Raw genomic sequence first — 19300 nt, forward strand, 5'->3', positions numbered from 1 at the left:
CTGGTGGCCGGCGTACTGGCGTGGCGGCGGGCGCCGTTCACGGCGGTGCTGCGGGCGGCCGGGGTGGCGTGAGACGGCCCTCATGGCGAGAATCGCCGGATGACCAGCAGTGAAGAGAACGACCACGGGGAGAGCGGCGGGAGTGCCGAGGGCAACAAGCTGGCGATGGGGATGTCCGTCGGACTCAGCCTCGGCGTGAGCATCGGCCTGGTCCTGGGGATGACCGTCTTCGACAACCTGGCCCTCGGGCTTTCGCTGGGGATGTGCATGGGCATCGCCGTCGGCACCGGGGTCGGTGTCGGCCGGATGCGGGCCGGGGAGCGGGAAGACGAAGGCGAGTAGCCGCACACCTTCGCTAAGGTCCCCGGCCATGACCGACTCCGACTTCCTGACGACCACCCGCACCTTCTACGACGCCGTCGCCGAGGACTACGCGACGCTCTTCCAGGACGAGCTCGTGAACCGGCCGCTGGAGCGGGCGATGCTGAGCGTGTTCGCCGAACTCGTCCAGGAGAGCGGGGCCGGCCGGGACGGGCGGGTGGCCGACCTGGGGTGCGGTCCGGGACGGACGACCGGGCGCCTCGCCTCGCTCGGCCTGAACGTGTTCGGGCTCGACCTGTCGGAGTCCATGCTCGCCATCGCCCGCCGCGAGAACCCCGGGCTCCGTTTCGAGCAGGGCTCGATGCTGGAGCTGGACCTCGCGGACGGCGCGCTGGCCGGTGCCCTGTCCTTCTACTCCTCCATCCACACCCCCGTGGACCGGCTCCCGGCCCTCTTCGCCGAGTTCCACCGCGTCCTGGCACCCGGCAGCGCCGCCGGCCCGAGGACATGGCCGGCCTGCTGACGGCGGCCGGCTTCGCCCTGCTCTCGAGGACGGTCCGCGAACCGGACCCCACGCTCGACGAGACGGTCGCGCAGGCGTTCCTCATCGCCCGCAAACCCAAGCGCTCCGCTGTGTAGTGCCGCGTTGCGCCGTCAGTCGTCTGCGGCACCGTCCTGGCTGGTCGCGCAGTTCCCCGCGCCCCTGAGGGGCGCTAGTGCACCCCGGCGATGTCCCGCGCCGCGATGTACCCGAACGTCATCGCCGGGCCGATCGTCGAACCGGCCCCCGCGTAACTGTGGCCCATCACGGCCGCGCTCGCGTTCCCGGCGGCGTACAGCCCCCGGATCACCGAGCCGTCCTCGCGCAGCACCCGGGCGCGGGCGTCGGTGACGAGTCCGCCCTTGGTGCCGAGGTCGCCGGGGACGATGCGGAAGGCGTGGTACGGGGGGAGCCAGAGCGGGGCCAGGCAGGAGTTGGGGAGGACGGACGGGTCCGCGTAGTAGTGGTCGTAGGCGCTGTCGCCCCGGTGGAAGTCGGGGTCCGCGCCGCGCCACGCCTGGGAGTTGAAGCGGTCCACGGTGGTGCGCAGGGCCGCCGCCGGGACGCCGATCGAGGCGGCGAGCGCGTCCAGGGTCCAGGCCTTGTACGCGGCGCCGGAGTCGTACCAGCCGGCCGGGAAGGGCAGGGCCGGCAGGACGTCCTTGAAGAGGTACCGGTTCCGGTAGTTCTGGTCGACGATCAGCCAGGCCGGGATGGCCGGGCTGGTGTCGTGGACGTCGTACATGGTGTGGACGACGTCGCTGTAGGGGGCGGCCTCGTTGACGAACCGTGCTCCGGCCGCGTTGACCAACAGGCCGCCGGGGAGGGTGCGTTCGGTCAGGCAGAAGTACGGCTGGCCGGGGAGCGGGATCGCCGGGCCCCACCAGGCGTCGTCCATGAGGCCGAGGGCGGCGCCGAGCCGGTGGCCGGCCTGGATGCCGTCGCCGGTGTTCTCCTTCGCGCCGACCGTCCAGTCCGTGCCGATGGGCCGGCGCTGGTAGCGCTCGCGCATCGTCGCGTTGTGCTCGAAGCCGCCCGAGCCGACGATCACGCCCCGCCGCGCTCGGACCAGGCCGGGCGCGCCGCCCCGGGTGACGACCGCCCCGCTCACGGTGCCGCCCTCGACGTACAGGTCGGTGAGCGGTGTGCCGAGCCACACCGGGACCCCGGCCGAGCCCAGCCCCAGCCGCAGCCCGGCCGCCAGCGACTGTCCCATGGTCAGCGGCTTCTCCCCGCGCAGTGCCGCCGCCGTGCCCCGCGCCAGGCACTCCGCCGCCACCGCCGCCCCCTTGACGTTCACCGCGGCCAGGGCCAGCCACTTGTAGTCGGCGCTGAAGACGACCATGCCGGCGGGCACGTCCATGTACGGCGGGTTCAGACGCGCCAGTTCGGCGCCGAGGAGATTGCCGTCGAGCTGGTCCGGCTCGACGGAACGGCCGCCCGGGAGGCCGCCGGGCAGCTCCGGGTAGTAGTCGCTGTACCCCTCCATCCAACGGAAGCGCAGCGGGCTGTGGGCCATGACGAAGGACAGCATCGCCGGGCCGTGGGCGAGGAAGGCGCGCTGCCGGTCCTCGGGCACGTCCGCGCCGACGACGGCGGCGAGATAGGCGGCGGCCTTCGCGGGGGTGTCCGGCACGCCCGCCGCCAGCAGCACGGAGTTGTTGGGGATCCAGATCCCGGCACCTGACCGGGCGGCGGATCCACCGAAGGTGGGCGCCTTCTCCAGCACCACACAGCTCAACCCTTGCCGCGCGGCGGTGAGGGCGGCGGTCATGCCGGCCGCGCCGGAGCCGACGACCACGACGTCGTACGTGCCGAGGAGAGGCAGGTCGGCAGCCTGGGCGGTCGTGAGCTTCAGGGCGGTGGCGGCGGTGCCCGCGGCGCCGGCGGCGAGTACGTGTCTTCGGGAAAGGTGCGCGCTGGTGGTCATGGGGGCGGCTCCCGCCTGGACGGCTCCACATTTCTGAGGTTGTGTCAGAAATGCGAATGTGACGCGGATGCCTTGTGAAGTCAAGTGCGGGGAAGGGCAGTTGAAGAGCGCGGTGGACACGGTGGGCGCGGTGGGTCGGCACCCGCCCTCTCCCCCGCCTTGGTCCGGACACCGGCGAGGGCGAGGAGCGGGTTGCCGCCCGGGCCCGTCGAAAATGGTCGTCCATCGGGCAAAGCACAGTCAATCCTTGGGATTTGTCGCTGTCCCCAAGCATTAACTTAGAGGTCATGACCCTCGACGACCTGCGTGTGTTCGTGGCCGTGTGCCGGGCCGGGAGCCTGAGTTCGGTGGCCCGGGAGCTGGGGTGCACCCAGTCGGCGGTGAGCCAGCATGTGAAGCGGCTGGAGCGGGAGACCGGCGTCGCGCTGCTGGAACGGCAGCCCAGAGGGGTCGTGCCGACCCAGGCGGGGCGCGTGCTGGAGGCGGCCGCCGCCGAGGGGATATCCGGGCTGGATCTGGCGGTACGGCAGCTGCGGGATCTCGTGGACGGCGAGAGCGGGTACGTGCGGGTGGCGACCGGGGCGACGACCGTACGGCACTTCATGTCGGAGGCGGTCGTCGCGTACCGGCGGCGCCATCCCCGGGTCAACCTGGAGTTCCGTACGGTCAGTTCGGGCCGGGGCAGTTTCGACGCGCTGGCCGACGGCACGCTCGACCTGGCCTGGATCACCCTCGGCCCGCCCGTGCGCGGCATCGAGCAGCGGCCGGTGGTGGAGCTGCCCTGGGTGCTGGCGGTGCGGGCCGACGATCCGCTCGCGCGGCGGCCGTACGTCGATGCCGGCGCCGACCTGCGGGACGTACGGCTGATCCGGCTGCCGCCGAACTCCGCATCGGCGGCTCATCTGGACGCCGCCTGCGCGGAGCTGGGCGTCCGTCTCGCACACGACACGAGCGTCGCCGACTGGGACACGGCGCTGCTGCTGGCCGAGCTGGGGGTCGGGCGGGCGGTGCTGCCCGCGCTGCCGGGACTGCCCGTACCCGGCAGCGACGGTGACCTGCGTCTGATCCCGCTCCCCGCCCTGCGCCCGCTGCCCGTGGGCTGGGCGGTCCGCCGCTGGGACGCGCTCAGTCCGCCGGCCCGGGCGTTCGCGGACCTGGTGGAGAGCCGGCGCAGGGCAGCGGGCTCGGGCTGCTAGTCGCTTCCGCCCGACTACTTCAAGCCGATCGCCGCGCAGTCCGCCGCGTACTCGGGGGTGCAGATCTGCTTGACGGTGTAGACGCCGTCCCGGATCACCGTCTCCTCGATGCTGTTCTTCGTGAGGGCGACCACCGGCACCAGCTGCGCCGGGATGCCGTCCTGGGTCGGGCTGTCGACCGCGTCCTGGGTCAGCGCGTCGAACTCGATGTCGCGGCCCTGGACCTTGTACACGGCCATCCTCGCGGCGTTGGTCGCCTCCAGCAGGAAGGACTTGTACACCGTCATGAACTGCTCGCCCGAGACGACCCGCTGCACCGCGTCCAGATTCGCGTCCTGCCCGGTCACCGGCGGGATCTTGCTCGCACCCGCGTCCTTGAAGGCCTCGATGACGCCGTCCGCCAAGCCGTCGCTCGCCGAGTAGACGGCGGCGATGTCGTTCAGCCCGACGGAGGCGATGGCCTTCTTCATGTTCGCCTTGGCCACCTCGGGCGACCACTTGTCGGTGTCGTAGCGCTTGACGATGTTCACCTCGCCCTCGAGCTCGTCGAGCGCGCCCTTCTTGACCAGGCCCGTGTTCGGGTCGGCGGGGTCGCCGTTCATCATGACGACCTTGCTGGACGCGGCCTTCGAACCGAGTTCCTCGACCAGGGCGCGGCCCTGCACCTCGCCGACGAGCTCGTTGTCGTGGGAGACGTAGGCGTCGATCGGCCCCTGCGCGAGACGGTCGTAGGCGATGACGGGAATGCCGGCGTCCTTCGCCTTCTGCACGTCCGGCGCGATGCCCTTGGCGTCCAGCGCGTCCACCAGGATCACGTCCACCTGGTCCTCGATCATCTTCTGGAACTGCTGGCTCTGTCTGTCCGGGCTCGCCTCGGCGTTGGCGTACTCGACCTTGCCCTTGCCGTCGGTGAGGTTGCCGACCTCCTTCTTGATGAGCGGGTAGTCGAACTTCTCGAAACGCGCCGTGTCCTTGTCGGGCAGCAGCAGACCCACCGTGATGTCGTCGCCCTTCTTCGGCGCCTCGGAGCTGTCATCGCCCCCGATGCCGTCGACGACACCGCACGCGGCGAGCGACAGCGCCGAGACCGAGGCGGCGAGGGCTATCGCGACACGGCGTACAGCGGGGAGGTGGGGGGTACGTGCGTTCACTACTTGGTGCCTTCCGAGCGGGGGGAGCGGCGGTGCTGGCCCGGGGGCGCTAGGCCCTGGTGGCGGTAGCCAACGCGGCATCGGCATGTCACGTCAAGCAGTTGTCGTAACGAGACGGCAACCGTTTTCCGTACTCGCCGGTACTGGCTGCTACTTCTCGTACAGCCCCTCGACCTCCGTCGCGAAGTCCCGCATGACCGCCTCTCTGCGCAGCTTCATCGACGGCGTCAGATGGCCGTCCATCTCCGTGAAGTCCGTCGGCAGGATCGCGAAGCGGCGGATGGACTCGGGGCGGGAGACCAGCTTGTTGGCCTCGTCTATCGCGCGCTGGAGGATCGCCCTCAACTCGTCGTCATCCACGAGGAGTTCGGCGGGCACGGGGTGCTTTCCGCGCATCCTCCGCCAGTGGCTGACGCCGTCCATGTCCAGGGTGATCAAGGCGGAGACGTAGGGGCGGCGGTCGCCGAGGACCATGCACTGGGAGATCAGGGGGTGCGAGCGCAGCCAGTTCTCCAGGGGTGCCGGGGCGACGCTCTTGCCACCCGCGGTGATCAGGAGCTCCTTCTTGCGGCCGGTGATCGTGAGGTAGCCCTCGTCGTCGAGGGCGCCGATGTCGCCCGTCGGCAGCCAGCCGTCCGCCGCCGCCGGGACCACGCCGCCCGCCGACGGATCCCAGTAGCCGCGCAGCACCTGGTCGCCGGCGATGAGGATCTCGCCGTCCGCCGCGATCCGGACACGGGTGCCGGGCAGGGGCCAGCCCACCGTGCCCAGGCGGGGCTTCAGGGGCGGGGTGACGGTCGCGGCGCCGGTCGTCTCGGTGAGGCCGTAGCCCTCGTAGATCTCGATGCCCGCGCCGGTGTAGAAGGCGGCCAGGCGGCGGCCGAGCGGCGAGCCGCCGCAGATCGCGTACCGCACGCGGCCGCCCATGGCGTTGCGGATACGGCGGTAGACCAGCGGGTCGTAGAAGGCGCGGGCGGTCTTGAGCGCCGCGTTCGGGCCGCCTCCCGTGCCGGCCGCGCGGGCCTCCATCGCCTCGCCGTAGCGCTCGGCCACGGACGCGGCGCGGTCGAAGGACGACACCCGGCCGCCCGTCTCGGCCTTGGCGCGGGCGGAGTTGAAGACCTTCTCCAGCATGTAGGGGATGGTCAGCAGGCAGGTGGGCCGGAAGGCCGCCAGGTCGGGCAGCAGGTCCTCCGCCTTGAGGCTGGGCGCGTGGCCCAGCCTGACTCTGGCCCGGATGCAGGCCACCGCCACCATCCGGCCGAAGACGTGCGACATGGGCAGGAAGAGCAGCACCGAGGCCTCTTCGCTCGTTCTCGCCTTGAAGATCGGGTAGAGGAGCTCGATCGCGTTGTCGACCTCGGCGAAGAAGTTGCCGTGCGTCAGCGCGCAGCCCTTGGGGCGGCCCGTGGTGCCCGAGGTGTAGATGAGCGTCGCCAGCGTGTCCGGCACCAGCATGCCGCGCCGTACGCTGACCTCCCCGTCCGGCTGCTGCCTGCCGTGCTCCGCCAGCCGCTCCACATGGCCCTTCTCCATCACCCACATGTGCCGCAGGTCCGGCACCCGGTCCAGCTCGGGACCGAGGGCGGACGCCTGGGCCGCGGTCTCCGTGACCAGGGCCACCGCACCGGAGTCCTGGAGGATCCAGCGGGTCTGGAAGACGGAGGAGGTGGGGTAGACGGGCACCGTGACGAGACCGGCCGCCCACGCGCCGAAGTCGAGGAGCGTCCACTCGTACGTCGTGCGCGCCATGATCGCGATCCGGTCGCCCGGCGTCAGCCCCTCGGCGACCAGCCCCTTGGCCACCGCCAGCACCTGCTCGGCGAACTGGGCCGCCGTCACGTCCGACCACTGCCCGTCCGCGCCCCGGCGGCTGAGGACCACCGCGTCCGGGGCCGCGGCCGCGTTGTCGAAGGGCAGGTCCGCGAGCGACCCATGGGTGACCGGCGGCGCGAACGGCGGTACGTACGCCTCCCGTACGGCACCGTCCAACCGCCGAGTCTCGGGCCGCACCAGGTTCGGTCCCGGGGCGTCGTCGAAGGCGGCCGACGGGGCGAAGGAGGGAAGCGGGGTGGACACGGGCGGCTCCTGCGGCGGGCGTGCAGCGTGGAAACTGCTTGCTGCATGACGTACGTGCCTCGCGCACCGTGGCGTTCACCTGCCGAGGCATGCGGAGGCCTGCGGAAAGGGTTACCGCTGGTTAGGCAGGAGATCGTACGGCTTACGCGTGTGGGGGTTGTGCGGGTTCGGCGGCGGTACGGAGCCGGGTATGTGCAACGTCGGGGGGTATGTGAGGGCCCCTCAGCTTCGTCTCACCTTCTCCTTACCTTCGCTCGGTCGCGTGCCGTCGGCTCCCCTTCGAAACCGCCGTCAGCCGCGCTCCGGAACCGCCCGTCAGCAGCCTCAGTCACGCTCCAGAACCGCCGTAACACCCTGTCCGCCGGCCGCGCAGACGGAGATCAGCCCGCGCCCGGAACCGCCCTTGTCCGCCAGCGACTTCGCCAGCGTCGCCACGATCCGCGCGCCGGTCGCAGCGAAGGGGTGGCCGGTGGCCAGGGAGGATCCGTTCACGTTCAGACGGGCGCGGTCCACGGGGCCGAGTCCCCGCTTCTCCCACGCCGCCAGCGTGGCCAGCACCTGGGAGGCGAAGGCCTCGTGGATCTCGACGAAGTCGAAGTCGGCGAGGCCAAGTTCGGCGCGCTCCAGCATGCGCGGCACCGCGTACGCCGGCGCCATCAGCAGCCCGTCCTCGCCGCCCGCGACATCGCCCCGCACGAAGTCCACGGCGGCCGTCTCGTACGCGCTGAGGTACGCCAGCGGCTCCAGCCCGCGCCGCTCGGCCCACTCCTCGCTCGCCAGCAGCACCACCGCCGCCCCGTCCGTCAACGGCGTCGAGTTGCCTGCCGTCATGGTGGGCTCGGGCCGGTCCAGCCCGAACACCGGCTTCAGCGCGGCCAGTTTCTCCGGCGTCGAACCGGGGCGCAGGTTCTGATCGCGCGCCAGCCCCCGGAAGGGCACGACCAGGTCCTCGAAGAACCCGCGTTCGTACGCCGCCGCCAGCCGCTGATGACTGGCCGCCGCGAGCTCGTCCTGCGCCGCGCGTGAGATGCCCCAGGCGCGGGCGGTGACGGCGGCGTGCTCGCCCATCGAGAGCTTGGTGCGGGGCTCGGCGTTGCGCGGGATGTCGGGGACGAGGTGGGCCGGCCGTACGCGCGCGAGCGCCTTGACGCGACCGCCCAGCGACTTGGCCCGCCGCGCCTCCAGCAGGATGCGGCGCAGCTCGTCGTTGACGCCGAGGGGCGCGTCGCTCGTCGTGTCCGCGCCGCCCGCGACCGCCGACTCGGTCTGGCCGAGCGCGATCTTGTTGGCGGCGGCGATGACGGCCTGGAGGCCGGTACCGCAGGCCTGCTGGATGTCGTACGCCGGCGTGCGCGCGTCCAGCTTCGAGCCGAGGACCGTCTCGCGGGCGAGGTTGAAGTCACGGCTGTGCTTGAGGACGGCTCCGGCGACGAACTCGCCGACCGCGCCCGGATCGCCGAGCGCGTACCGCTCGACCAGGCCGTCGAGCACGGCCGTGAGCATGTCCTGGTTGGACGCGGTGGCGTACGGGCCGTCGGAGCGGGCGAACGGGACGCGGGTGCCGCCGATGATCGCTACGCGCCGTACCGCCGGTGGTTTCACGGGGCTCATCTCCACCCACTCCTCACGTCACCATGGGCTTACCTCGGGTAACCTTACTCCGGAGTCAGCACCGGAGCAGCACTGGGAGTGGTACATGGCCGACCGCTATCTGACCTTCACCGGCACGACGCCCGGCCGCTTCCTGACCCGCCGTCTGGGGTTGCCGCAGCCGGCCGCGCTGAAACGCTGGTCACCTCAGCGGCCCACACTGGAGGGTGAGCGGCTGCTGCTCACGGCCGGCAAGTCGGAGCTGGAGCTGACGGAGGCGGGCCTCGATCTGACGGCCACCTCCGAGAGGCCGGCCGCCGTGCTCCTGGACGCCACCGGGGTTCGGGACGTCGAGACGCTCGCCGAGGTGCACGCCGCCCTCCACCCCGTCGTGCGGTCCGTCGCCGAGAGCGGCCGGATCGTCGTCCTCGGCGCGCCCCTCGACGCCGCCGACCACCACCAGGCGGCCGTCCAGCAGGCCCTGGAGGGCTTCACGCGCTCGCTCGGCAAGGAGATCGGGCGGGGCAGGACCGTGAACCTGGTCCGGCTGACGGACGCCCGCGCGGCCGGGTCGACCCTGCGCTTTCTCCTCTCCCCCAAGTCGGCGTATGTCAGCGGTCAGGTGATCGAGGTCGGGGCCTACGGCGTCCAGGACCAGGGTGTTCACGGCGAGGGCGTTCACGAAGAGGGTGCTTACGGCGAAGGCGGGGCGCCCGCCGGCCTCGACCGCCCCCTCACCGGCCGCACCGCCCTGGTCACCGGCGCCGCGCGCGGCATCGGTGAGGCGGTCGCCGAGACGCTGGCCAGGGATGGTGCCCGGGTCGTCGTGCTCGACGTGCCGCAGGCCGAACAGGACGCCCGGCGCGTGGCCGACCGACTCGGCGGCACCGCCCTCGCGCTCGACATCACCGCCCCCGACGCCGGCGAGCGCATCGCCGCCGCGCTCCCCGACGGGCTGGACGTCCTGGTCCACAACGCCGGGATCACCCGGGACCGGCGCCTGGTCAACATGCCCGCCGAGCGGTGGAGTTCGGTCCTGGACGTCAACCTCGCGAGCGTGCTGCGCACCACGGATACCCTGCTGGAGAGCGGGACGCTGCGGCGGGGCGGGAGGATCGTGGCGACGGCGTCGATCGCTGGGCTGGCCGGGAACGCCGGGCAGACCAACTACGGCGCGAGCAAGGCCGGCGTCGTCGGTCTGGTCCGCTCCCTCGCGCCGCGCGCGCTCGTCGAGCACGGCGTGACCGTGAACGCGGTCGCACCCGGCTTCATCGAGACCGGGATGACCGCCGCGATCCCCTTGTTCATCCGTGAGGCGGGCCGCCGTATGAACTCCCTGGCGCAGGGCGGACTGCCCGTCGACGTCGCCGAGACGACGGCATGGCTGGCGCACCCGGGGTCGGGTGCGGTCAACGGGCAGGTCGTCCGGGTGTGCGGCCAGAGCCTGCTGGGGGCGTGATGACGAACGCGACCGTCCTGACCGGTCCTCCTTCCCTGCCGGGTCTGCTCGCCCGGGGCGCTGTGCTCTCCCCCTTCAAACGACCCCGCCCCGACGCGGAGTTCCCCCGGACCCGGCTGGTCCTGCCCGGCCTGCGCGTCGACCTCGCCCGGCTCGCCGCCTACGAACGGGTCTGCGGCTTCGCGACCGGCGACGACGCACTGCCGATCACCTATCCGCATGTCCTCGGCTTCCCGCTGGCCATGCGGCTGATGAGCACCCGGGAGTTCCCACTGCCGCTGCTCGGCCTCGTCCACACCCACATCGGCATCACCCGGCACCAGCGGCTGACGGCGACGGGAACGTACGAACTGTCCGTGCACATCGACGCTCTGGTGCCGCACCGCAGGGGAACCGAGGCCGTCGTGGTCACCGAGGTGCGGGAAGGAGAGGCCGTCGTATGGGAGTCACGGAGCAGATATCTCGCCCGGCACCGCACGGACCACCACCGCGCCGAGCCGTCCGGGGCCGGGGCCGGAGCCGGGGAGACGCCGGAAGCTCCCAAACCGCTTCCCGCTGTCGCCGAGTGGCGCCTCGCCGGGGACGTCGGCCGCCGCTACGGCGCCGCCTCCGGCGACCGCAACCCCATCCATCTCCACCCCCTCACCGCCCGGCTGTTCGGCTTCCCGCGCGCCATCGCACACGGCATGTGGACGGTGGCCCGCTGCCTCGCCGCACACGGCACTCCGGAACGGGCCGTGGTGGAGGTGGAGTTCAGGGCACCCGTACTGCTGCCGGGGACGGTGACCTACGCGGCGGAGGGCGGGCGCTTCGAGCTGCGGGGCGCCAAGGAACGCGTCCACGTGGCCGGGGAGGTCTACCCGCTCACCTCGTGAGCGGCGACGGGCTGTGCCCCGGCCGGAGGTGACCATGGCCGGCCGGCCATGAGGTTGCCCAGGCCCGACCAGGAGAAGTTCATGAGGGTCGCCGCCGCCTCCCGCGCCGTCACCCCGGGTGTGGCGTTGGCCCAGTCCGCGAGGGCCTCGGCGGCCCCGACCAGGGCCTCGGCGAGCCCCGCGACCTCGCTCTCGGGCAGATCGGGGTCGCGATGGGCCTCCCGCGCCGCCGCGAGGATCAGCTGCGTGACAAACGCGACGATCTCCGCGCGCATCGCGGCGACCTCGGAGGCGAACGGCTCCCCATGGGTGCGGGCCTGCAGATGCAGGACGGCCCAGCCGTCCGGGTTCTGCGCGGTGTGGGTGAAGAACGCGCCGAGGCCTTCCCAGAGTTGGCTGTCGGCGGGCGCCTCGCGCCGGACCCCGGCACGGACGGCCTCGGTGAGCGCGGCGGCCTCGCGCCGGATGCAGGCCGTGAAGAGGTCTTCCTTCGAGTTCAGGTAGAGGTACACCAACGGCTTGGAGACGCCCGCGAGTTCGGCGATCTCGTCCATCGACGCGGCCATGTACCCCCGTCGGCCGAAGGTCCGCACGGCGGCGTCCAGCATCTGCTGCTCACGGACGGCGCGCGGCATCCGCTTGGTCTTCACGGCACCCATGCCGATTAGCGTACGGGCCGGGAGGGGCGATCCCACCCGGCCCGCCACACATCGCCGCCGATCGAACGGCTACTCCTCGCCTCTCGCCTCGTCCGCGAACCGCGCCACCTGATCGATCAACGGCCGTGCGTCACCCGCCGGCAGCGCCGTCAGCCGGGGCAGCAGCTGTGCGGTGAGCAGGGTGGACAGGGCCGAGGTGTCCGCTCCGGAGCCGTCGGTCCGTACAACCACCGGCTGCGGGGCCTTCCCGGCGAGCTTCGCGCCCACTTCCAGCCGGCGCCGGGCCAGTTCGTACTGAAGGACCGCGCGGTTGTCGCGGTAGGCCTTGGCGAGGGCGCGCTGGGCGCGGGCCTCGTTCTCGGCGGCGATCAGACCGCTGCGGCCGCGCGTCTCGATCTCGAACCGCACCCGCTGGGCGTTGGTCTCCTGCTGCTCCAGAAGCTGGGCGACCTGCTCGCGGGCCCGGTTCAGCGCGGCCTTGACCTCGACGATCCGGGCGTCCCGCACCTTCTTGGCCCGCTCGATGTCCATGCCCAGCTGGTCGATGCGGCGCTTGCGGATCAGGCCCCACTCCTGGTCGTACGCCGTGCGCTCCTTGGCGACCCGCTCCCGGGTGGCCAGGTGCTGCTGGTACTGCGTCGGCAGCTGCACGTCCGGGATGTTGGAGCCGGTGATGCGCACGCCGTAGCCGGACAGCTGGCGGTTGAGCAGCTCCTGCATGTCGGCCACGTCCGAGCCGCGCAGGTCGTAGGCGCGCTCGGTGCGCATCTTGCGGGCGCGCTGACGGATCGCGTCCTGCACGGCGCTGGAGAGCACCAGGTCGAAGTTGCCCGCGCCGATCGTGCGGACGAACAGCACGGCGTCGGTGATACGGAACTTCAGGAAGAACTCGATGGAGCGCAGCGGGACGTTCTCCTGCGTCGGACAGGCCATCACCGGGGCGGAGTAGGGGATCTCGGTGGCCGTGTCGACCACGAAGTCCACCCGGGACCACGGGTGCCACAGGTAGTGGCGGCCGGCGTCCAGGGTGCGGACGACGGCGCCGTAGCGGGTCAGCACGCCGTTGGTGCCCTGCTCGATCTCGACGATCGAGGAACGCCACCACCACAGCACGCCGATCAGCAGCAGCACCACGCCGCCGACGTAGGACAGGGTGGCGAGGGTGCCGTAGGCGAGATCCCCGGCGACCGACTCGGAATCCGCCGCGCCCAGCGTCAGCATCACGCCCATGAACAGGGCGTAGACGCCGATCCACAGCGGCAGCATCCACCACAGGCGGCGCCGGTGGCGGGGGATGATCACCGGGATCAGGGTGTCGGCCTCGCCGCCGCGCAGCAGCCGCGCGATGTCGCTCCAGGGGGCGACCTTCTCGGAGATGACCGACCGGCGGTGGGAGGAACGGGCGGTGCTCACTGGGCGGCCTCCTCGGAGACGTCGGAGCTGTCGGAGCCGGCGGTCGTCGCGGGCTGGTCGGGCTGGTCGGCCTGCTCAGGGTGGCCGGGCTGACCGGGAACCTGCGGCACCGTCGGCCGGTCGGCGGCCAGCAGCGCGCCGATCTCCGCCTCACGCGCGGCGATCCGCTCGGACACCTCCGCCAGACGCGCCCGTACGGCGGCCATGTCCTCGTCGGTGAACAGTTCCGTACCCCGCTCGCCGACCAGTTCACGGGCCAGTTCCAGGAAGTCGATCCCCGCGTCCGCCGTGCCGCCGATGCGGACCAGGCGCGGCAGATGGTCGGCGACCTGCTCCAGCGTGTCCAGCACCTGCTGCTGGTAGCGGTACTCCAGGATCTCCGGGGCCTCGGCCGCGGTCACCGCGCGGATGTCGAGGGCCTGCGCCTCCAGCAGGGCCGCGTTGGCCTTGGCCTCCGACTCGGCCTGGACGTACCGCTGCCGGGCGAGGGCCTCGGCGCGGTTGGTCTCGCGCTCCACGGCCGTGTCCATCTGCGCCTGGTACTGGGCGATGTCCGCCTGGATCGCGGACAAGGTCTCCTGGCTGGAGGCGAGTTCCCGGGTGAGGTCGCCCTCGTCCTGCTCCTTGCGGAGCTGAAGCGCGTACTCGTGGGTGTACGCCTCCTTGGCCACCCGCACCATCTCGGGCGCCGCCAGGTCCATGCGGTAGCGCTGGTCGGAGGGCTCGGCGTGGGTGATGTTGGCGTTGGTCAGCTCGACGGCCGGACGGAACTGCTGGTTGAGCAGGTCCAGCAGACGGCCGGTGTCCTCGCCGACCATGTCGTAGATACCGGCGGCTTCCTGCTCGTAGACGAGGGTGCGGATCGTCTCGCTCACCGCGTTGCTCAGCTTCTCCTCGAAGCCGCGGACCGCGCCCAGGGTGTACACGAACTCGGTCGGGTCGCTGATCCGGAACTGGATGAACAGGTCGATGGACGCCTTCACGCCGCCCTTGGTCGGTGCCTCGCGCACCGGCGCGTTGAACGGGTACTCGATCGTGGTGTTGACGATGTACGACACCCGCTTCCACGGGCTCAGCAGCACGATCCGGCCGGGGCCGACGACCTTCTCCAGCTTGCCGAACCGGGTGATCAGCGCCTGGCAGCCGTCCGGCACCATGACCATGCCCTGCCGCCACCACACGAAGGCGACGGCGAGCAGCGCGATGAGCCAGGAGTGCACGCCGAACAGCGGGTTGGTCAGCACGTCGGCGCCGGAGGCCCCCACGACGGCCGCGCCCACCAGGCTCAGCACGAGCAGCATCAGCACCGGCAGCATGGAGACGATCGAGCGGCCCTTGGGGATCACCATCGGACAGATGGCGTGCACCACCTCGCCGCCCTCGCGCACCTGCTCGCTGCGGCCGAGCGCCTCCCCGGCCTCGTCCAGCGGCACCGTCTTCTGCCGCATGACGGTGGCGGTGGATCCGCCCTGCTCCCGGGCGGCCAGGAAGTCGGCCGGGTCGATGGCCCAGCCCTGCGCGTCGTACTCCTCGCCGCCTTCGCGCGATCCCCGTCCGCCGACCTGCCGCTGCAGTTCCTCCTGCGCGGCCTTCCGCGGATCGGTGCCGGAGGCGACGGCCTCGGCGACGCGTCGTGCGCCCTGTTTGGCGCGCGCTCGTGCCACGGTTCCCCCTTGTGTTGCGATGCCCGTCGGTTGCGGGTCCTACTGGTGATACACCGGTCGGCCCGATGTGGTTCCAGTCATCCCACATCATGATCCGGACAAAGATAAGGGGGGCGTCCCGCACAGTTACCGATCGGTATCACTGCCGGGACCCGGAAGAGAGTCCGATCAGGGACGTCCGATCAGGGACGGGGGAAGGACTAGGAGGAAGCCTGGCCCTGCGCCCGGGCCGCCTCGTCGGCCACGTCGTCCTCCTGGCTGCGGTTGGCCTCCAGGTTGGCCTTCACACGGTCGACCTTCTGCACGATCTGGACGGACGCGCGGTCCCGTTCCTTGCGCAGGACGACGAAGCTGATCGGGGCCGAGATCAGCAGGGCGAGCAGGATGATCCACATGCCGTTGGAGTCGCCGAGGCCGCGCGGGGCGACGCCGGAGTAGACGAGGCCCCAGACGACCACGAGGCAGCCCGCGAAGATCCCGAGGCGCATCAGTGTGTAGCGGAGCATCTCAATCCACTCTTCCGATTCCAAAAAGGGCCACTGCCCAGTGAAGCACGCGCGACCCCCGATCTTGCAGGGGGGTCGGCGGGCGGGCAGGAAGCGTCAGACGAGGGGCAGCAGCATGATCACGTCGTCCCGGTCGTCGCCCGGCTCGACCCTGATGGCACCCGGGATCCGGCCGACCTCCTTGTAGCCGCAGGAGCCGTAGAACCGCTCCAGGCCCAGGCCGCCCCGGCAGGTGAGCCTTATCGCCTCGATGCCGTCGAAGGTGCGGGCGGCCCGCTCGGCGGCCGTCAGCAGGTCGCGGCCGTAGCCCTTGCCCTGGTGCCTGGGGTGCACCATCACCGTGTACAGCCAGGTCCAGTGGGTCATCAGCCGGTGGGTGTTGAAGGTGAAGAAGGCCGTCGCGGCGACCTCGCCCGCCTCGTCGTGCCCGACCAGCAGCCGGGTGCGCCCGTCGGCCATCGCCGTGAGGTGCTGCAGCAGCGTCGGCCGGATCGCCTCCCGTGTCACGGGCGGTACGAAGCCGACGGCTCCGCCCGCGTTGGAGACGTCGGTCCACAGGTCGAGGACGCCGTCGCGCAGGGCGGGAGTGACGGCCGGGTCGAGTGTGAAAGTAAGGGACACCGCGCCATGGTAACCATTACAACAGTGCTCGTGCCGCCACTTTCAGATCGGAGACCAGACCCTCGTACGCCGCCTTGCGGTCCGCGTCGTCCTGCGCCCGCAGCACCGACGACGGATGCACCGTGGCCACCAGTTTCTCCGGCCGGCCGTGGACCTCCCGCTCCAGCAGCGCCCCGCGCGCCTCCCCGACCCGGAACGACGACCCCAGCAGCGCCTTGCCCGCGGTGGCGCCCAGGATCACGATCAACTCGGGCTCCACGACGGCCAGCTCGGCGGCCAGCCACGGCCCGCACGCCGTCATCTCGCGCAGGGAGGGCGCCTTGTGGATGCGGCGCTTGCGGGGTTCGGCCCGCGTGAACTTGAAGTGCTTGACGGCATTGGTCACATAGGCCTCGCCGGGATCGATGCCGGCCTCTTCCAGCGCACGGCCCAGCAGTCGGCCCGCGGGACCCACGAACGGCTTCCCCTGCCTGTCCTCCTGGTCACCGGGTTGTTCGCCGACGAGCATGACCCGGGCGTTGGCGGTGCCCTGGCCGAACACGGTCTGGGTCGCGTCGCGGTGCAGGGGGCAGCCCCTGCATTCCGCCGCGGCCCGTCGCAGGGTGGGGAGGCCGCGGGCCCCCTCCGGGACGAACGGTTCCGCGGTGTAGGCGTCCTCAGGCGCTCTCGTGGTCACCATGCGGGCCGAGTACCCGTCGTGAGCACTCGGACCCATATCGTCTGCGGGTGCGTGGGGGCTGGTCGCGCCCCGCGGCGGAGCCGCACATCGATACAGCCCCGCGCCCCTAAGAGGTCGGCACGGTCCCGCCCGCTGAAATCAGACCCGCATCGGCTGCGGCGACTCCCGTCGCGCCGGGTCCGGGCCGTCGTACTCCCGGATGATCTCGTAGCGCGTGTTCCGCTCCACCGGGCGGAAGCCCGCGTCCCGGATCAGGTCCAGCAGGTCCTCACGGGTCAGCTTGTTCGGCGTGCCGTAGTTGTCGGCGTCGTGCGTGATCTTGTACTCGACGACCGAGCCGTCCATGTCGTCGGCGCCGTGCTGGAGGGCCAGCTGGGCGGTCTGGACGCCGTGCATCACCCAGAAGACCTTGACGTGCGGGACGTTGTCGAAGAGCAGACGGGAGACGGCGAAGGTCTTCAGGGCCTCCGCGCCGGTCGCCATCTGGGTGCGCGCCTGGAGGCGGTTGCGTACCTTGCCGTCCTTCATGTCGACGAAGTCGTGCTGGTAGCGCAGCGGGATGAAGACCTGGAAACCGCCGGTCTCGTCCTGGAGCTCCCGCAGGCGCAGCACATGGTCGACGCGGTGCCGCGGCTCCTCGATGTGGCCGTACAGCATGGTGCACGGGGTCTTCAGACCCTTCTCGTGCGCCAGGCGGTGGATACGGGACCAGTCCTCCCAGTGGGTGCGGTGGTCCACGATGTGCTGCCGGACCTCCCAGTCGAAGATCTCGGCGCCACCGCCGGTCAGCGACTCCAGGCCCGCGTCGATCAGCTCGTCGAGGATCTCGGACGCCGAAAGGCCGCTGATCGTCTCGAAGTGGTGGATCTCCGTCGCCGTGAAGGCCTTCAGCGAGACCTCCGGCAGCGCGGCCTTGAGCTCCCGCAGCGAGCGCGGGTAGTAGCGCCAGGGGAGGTTCGGGTGCAGACCGTTGACGATGTGCAGCTCGGTGAGGTTCTCCGACTCCATCGCCTTGGCGAGCTTGACGGCCTCCTCGATGCGCATCGTGTACGCGTCCTTCTCCCCCGGCTTGCGCTGGAAGGAGCAGTACGCGCAGGAGGCCGTACAGACGTTGGTCATGTTGAGGTGCCGGTTGACGTTGAAGTGGACGACGTCGCCGTTCTTGCGCGTACGCACCTCGTGCGCGAGCCCGCCGAGCCACGCCAGGTCGTCCGACTCGTACAGCGCGATGCCGTCCTCACGGGACAGCCGCTCACCGGAGCGGACCTTCTCCTCCAGCTCGCGCTTGAGCCCGACGTCCATGCGTGCACCTCTCCTAGACAGACTTGATAAACCGTACTCCCCCACCCTCCGGGCGGAGGGGCCCCCAAAGGCGCTCCGCGCCTACGCCTCTTCAGGCAGTTGCCCGACCCGGTTCTCCCACTTCGTGGAGAGCACGATCGTCGTACGGGTCCGGGAGACGCCCACGGTGCCGCTGAGCCGTCGGATGATCTTCTCCAGACCGTCCACGTCGGCCGCCCGCACCTTGAGCATGTACGAGTCGTCGCCCGCGATGAACCAGCAGTCCTCGATCTCGCCCAGGTCCCGCAGCCGGTTCGCCACGTCCTCGTGGTCGGTGGCGTCGGAGAGCGAGATGCCGATCAGCGCGGTGACGCCGAGGCCGAGCGAGGCGGCGTCGACGGTGGCGCGGTAGCCGGTGATGACACCGGCCGCCTCCAGCCGGTTGATGCGGTCGGTGACGCTGGGTCCCGACAGACCGACGAGGCGTCCCAGCTCCGCGTAGGAGGCCCGGCCGTTCTCCCTCAGGGCCTGGATGAGCTGCCTGTCCACCGCGTCCATGCGATTCGAAGCCTTCCGCTGAAGAGTTCCAGAAGTGATGAGAGTCAATGACGAGAGGAAGTGATGAGGGGGACGGCGACGTGCCCGTCCCGCCGACCCGCCTTAAGTGCCGTGGCCCAGCTCGCCCTTCCATCGCCGGTACAGCCCGTGCTCGACACCCGCGGCGTCCAGCACGCGTCCGGCGACGAAGTCCACGAGGTCCTGGATGTGGGTCGCGCCCGCGTAGAAGCCCGGGGACGCCGGTACGACGCTGGCGCCGGCGTCGTCCAGTGCGACGAGGTGCCGGAGGGTCTGGCCGTTCAGCGGGGTCTCCCTCACGGCCACGACCAGTTTGCGGCGTTCCTTCAAGGTGACGCTCGCCGCTCGCTGAAGGAGGTCCTTGGACAGCCCGAGCGCGACGCCCGCGACACAGGCCGTCGACGCGGGCACGATCAGCATTCCTTTGACGGGGTACGACCCGGAGGACGGCCCGGCCGCGAGGTCACCCGCGCTCCAGTGCCGTACGCCCGCGATGTCCACCTCGAAGGTCGCGGGCTTGCCGTCGGCCCCGCGGGACAGCCATTCCCGCAGGTCGGTCTCCCAGTGCGCGTCGCGGAACGGGATCCCCGTCTCGTCGAGCAACGTGAGCCGTGACGCCCGGCTGACGACCAGGTCGACGCTCTCCCCGGCGGCGAGGAGCGCGCGCAGCACCGCGGCGGCGTATGGGGTGCCGGAAGCGCCGGACACCCCTACGATCCAAGGCGTACGCGGCGTCTCTCCTGGCTTGACTGGGTTCAC

17 protein-coding genes and 1 pseudogene are annotated in these 19300 nt (G+C 71.3%); 5 read left to right on the forward strand and 13 right to left on the reverse strand.

Annotated elements, in window-relative coordinates:
- Nucleotides 1–99: 99 nt before the first annotated feature.
- Complete coding sequence (locus L0P92_RS17095; RefSeq protein WP_234763582.1) at nt 100–342, forward strand: glycine zipper domain-containing protein; 243 nt, start codon at nt 100–102, stop codon at nt 340–342.
- A 28-nt stretch (nt 343–370) separates the two neighbouring features.
- Nucleotides 371–960, forward strand: a pseudogene (locus tag L0P92_RS17100) (class I SAM-dependent methyltransferase).
- A 74-nt stretch (nt 961–1034) separates the two neighbouring features.
- Here the strand turns inward: L0P92_RS17100 and kstD are convergent.
- A complete protein-coding gene (gene kstD, locus L0P92_RS17105) occupies nt 1035–2792 on the reverse strand; it encodes a 3-oxosteroid 1-dehydrogenase (protein ID WP_273634051.1) in 1758 nt (585 codons plus the stop codon).
- Nucleotides 2793–3079: 287 nt separating this feature from the next.
- Here kstD and L0P92_RS17110 point away from each other — a divergent pair, with 287 nt between their 5' ends.
- Nucleotides 3080–3988 carry a LysR family transcriptional regulator gene (locus L0P92_RS17110; RefSeq protein WP_234763583.1) on the forward strand — a complete coding sequence of 303 codons (909 nt, stop codon included), beginning with the start codon at nt 3080–3082 and terminating at the stop codon, nt 3986–3988.
- 14 nt (nt 3989–4002) lie between these two features.
- On the opposite strand, the gene L0P92_RS17115 is transcribed toward L0P92_RS17110, so the two are convergent.
- The 3 genes from L0P92_RS17115 to L0P92_RS17125 form a co-directional block, all read right to left on the reverse strand.
- The gene (locus tag L0P92_RS17115) at nt 4003–5139 is read right to left on the reverse strand and encodes a sugar ABC transporter substrate-binding protein (protein WP_234763584.1); all 1137 of its coding nucleotides are present in this window, start codon (nt 5137–5139) and stop codon (nt 4003–4005) included.
- 150 nt (nt 5140–5289) lie between these two features.
- A complete protein-coding gene (locus L0P92_RS17120; protein ID WP_234763585.1) occupies nt 5290–7218 on the reverse strand; it encodes an AMP-dependent synthetase/ligase in 1929 nt (642 codons plus the stop codon).
- Between the two features lie 324 nt (nt 7219–7542).
- Nucleotides 7543–8829, reverse strand: a complete 1287-nt coding sequence (locus tag L0P92_RS17125; RefSeq protein ID WP_234763586.1) for an acetyl-CoA C-acetyltransferase — start codon at nt 8827–8829, stop codon at nt 7543–7545.
- Nucleotides 8830–8914: 85 nt separating this feature from the next.
- Between L0P92_RS17125 and L0P92_RS17130 the strand changes: the two genes are divergently transcribed.
- Both L0P92_RS17130 and L0P92_RS17135 read left to right on the forward strand, forming a co-directional pair.
- On the forward strand, nt 8915–10267 hold the full coding sequence (locus L0P92_RS17130; protein WP_234763587.1) for a 3-oxoacyl-ACP reductase: 1353 nt from the start codon (nt 8915–8917) through the stop codon (nt 10265–10267).
- Complete coding sequence (locus L0P92_RS17135) at nt 10267–11142, forward strand: MaoC family dehydratase (RefSeq protein WP_234763588.1); 876 nt, start codon at nt 10267–10269, stop codon at nt 11140–11142. Before L0P92_RS17130 ends, L0P92_RS17135 begins: the two co-directional genes overlap by 1 nt.
- Here L0P92_RS17135 and L0P92_RS17140 read toward each other — a convergent pair.
- The 9 genes from L0P92_RS17140 to L0P92_RS17180 all read right to left on the reverse strand — a co-directional run bounded on the left by L0P92_RS17140 (nt 11124) and on the right by L0P92_RS17180 (nt 19300).
- Complete coding sequence (locus tag L0P92_RS17140) at nt 11124–11801, reverse strand: TetR/AcrR family transcriptional regulator (RefSeq protein ID WP_234763589.1); 678 nt, start codon at nt 11799–11801, stop codon at nt 11124–11126. The genes L0P92_RS17135 and L0P92_RS17140 overlap by 19 nt on opposite strands.
- 69 nt (nt 11802–11870) lie before the next feature.
- Nucleotides 11871–13214: an SPFH domain-containing protein gene (locus tag L0P92_RS17145; RefSeq protein ID WP_234763590.1), complete on the reverse strand. Its 1344-nt coding sequence runs from the start codon at nt 13212–13214 to the stop codon at nt 11871–11873.
- Nucleotides 13211–14878, reverse strand: coding sequence for an SPFH domain-containing protein (locus L0P92_RS17150; RefSeq protein WP_234763591.1), 1668 nt, complete (start codon nt 14876–14878; stop codon nt 13211–13213). Before L0P92_RS17150 ends, L0P92_RS17145 begins: the two co-directional genes overlap by 4 nt.
- A 200-nt stretch (nt 14879–15078) precedes the next feature.
- Nucleotides 15079–15384, reverse strand: a complete 306-nt coding sequence (locus L0P92_RS17155) for a DUF4229 domain-containing protein (protein WP_234763593.1) — start codon at nt 15382–15384, stop codon at nt 15079–15081.
- 96 nt (nt 15385–15480) lie between these two features.
- On the reverse strand, nt 15481–16005 hold the full coding sequence (locus L0P92_RS17160; RefSeq protein ID WP_234763594.1) for a GNAT family N-acetyltransferase: 525 nt from the start codon (nt 16003–16005) through the stop codon (nt 15481–15483).
- A gap of 16 nt (nt 16006–16021) precedes the next feature.
- Complete coding sequence (locus L0P92_RS17165) at nt 16022–16684, reverse strand: UdgX family uracil-DNA binding protein (protein WP_234763595.1); 663 nt, start codon at nt 16682–16684, stop codon at nt 16022–16024.
- A gap of 138 nt (nt 16685–16822) precedes the next feature.
- The gene (mqnE, locus tag L0P92_RS17170) at nt 16823–17986 is read right to left on the reverse strand and encodes an aminofutalosine synthase MqnE (protein WP_234763596.1); all 1164 of its coding nucleotides are present in this window, start codon (nt 17984–17986) and stop codon (nt 16823–16825) included.
- An 81-nt stretch (nt 17987–18067) separates the two neighbouring features.
- Nucleotides 18068–18523, reverse strand: coding sequence for an Lrp/AsnC family transcriptional regulator (locus L0P92_RS17175; RefSeq protein WP_062724142.1), 456 nt, complete (start codon nt 18521–18523; stop codon nt 18068–18070).
- A gap of 102 nt (nt 18524–18625) precedes the next feature.
- Nucleotides 18626–19300 (reverse strand): UbiX family flavin prenyltransferase, encoded by a 675-nt coding sequence (locus L0P92_RS17180; RefSeq protein WP_234763597.1) that lies wholly within the window; start codon nt 19298–19300, stop codon nt 18626–18628.

Origin of the sequence: Streptomyces muensis, from assembly GCF_021474425.1 — a bacterium.
Classification (GTDB): Bacteria; Actinomycetota; Actinomycetes; order Streptomycetales; family Streptomycetaceae; genus Streptomyces; species Streptomyces muensis.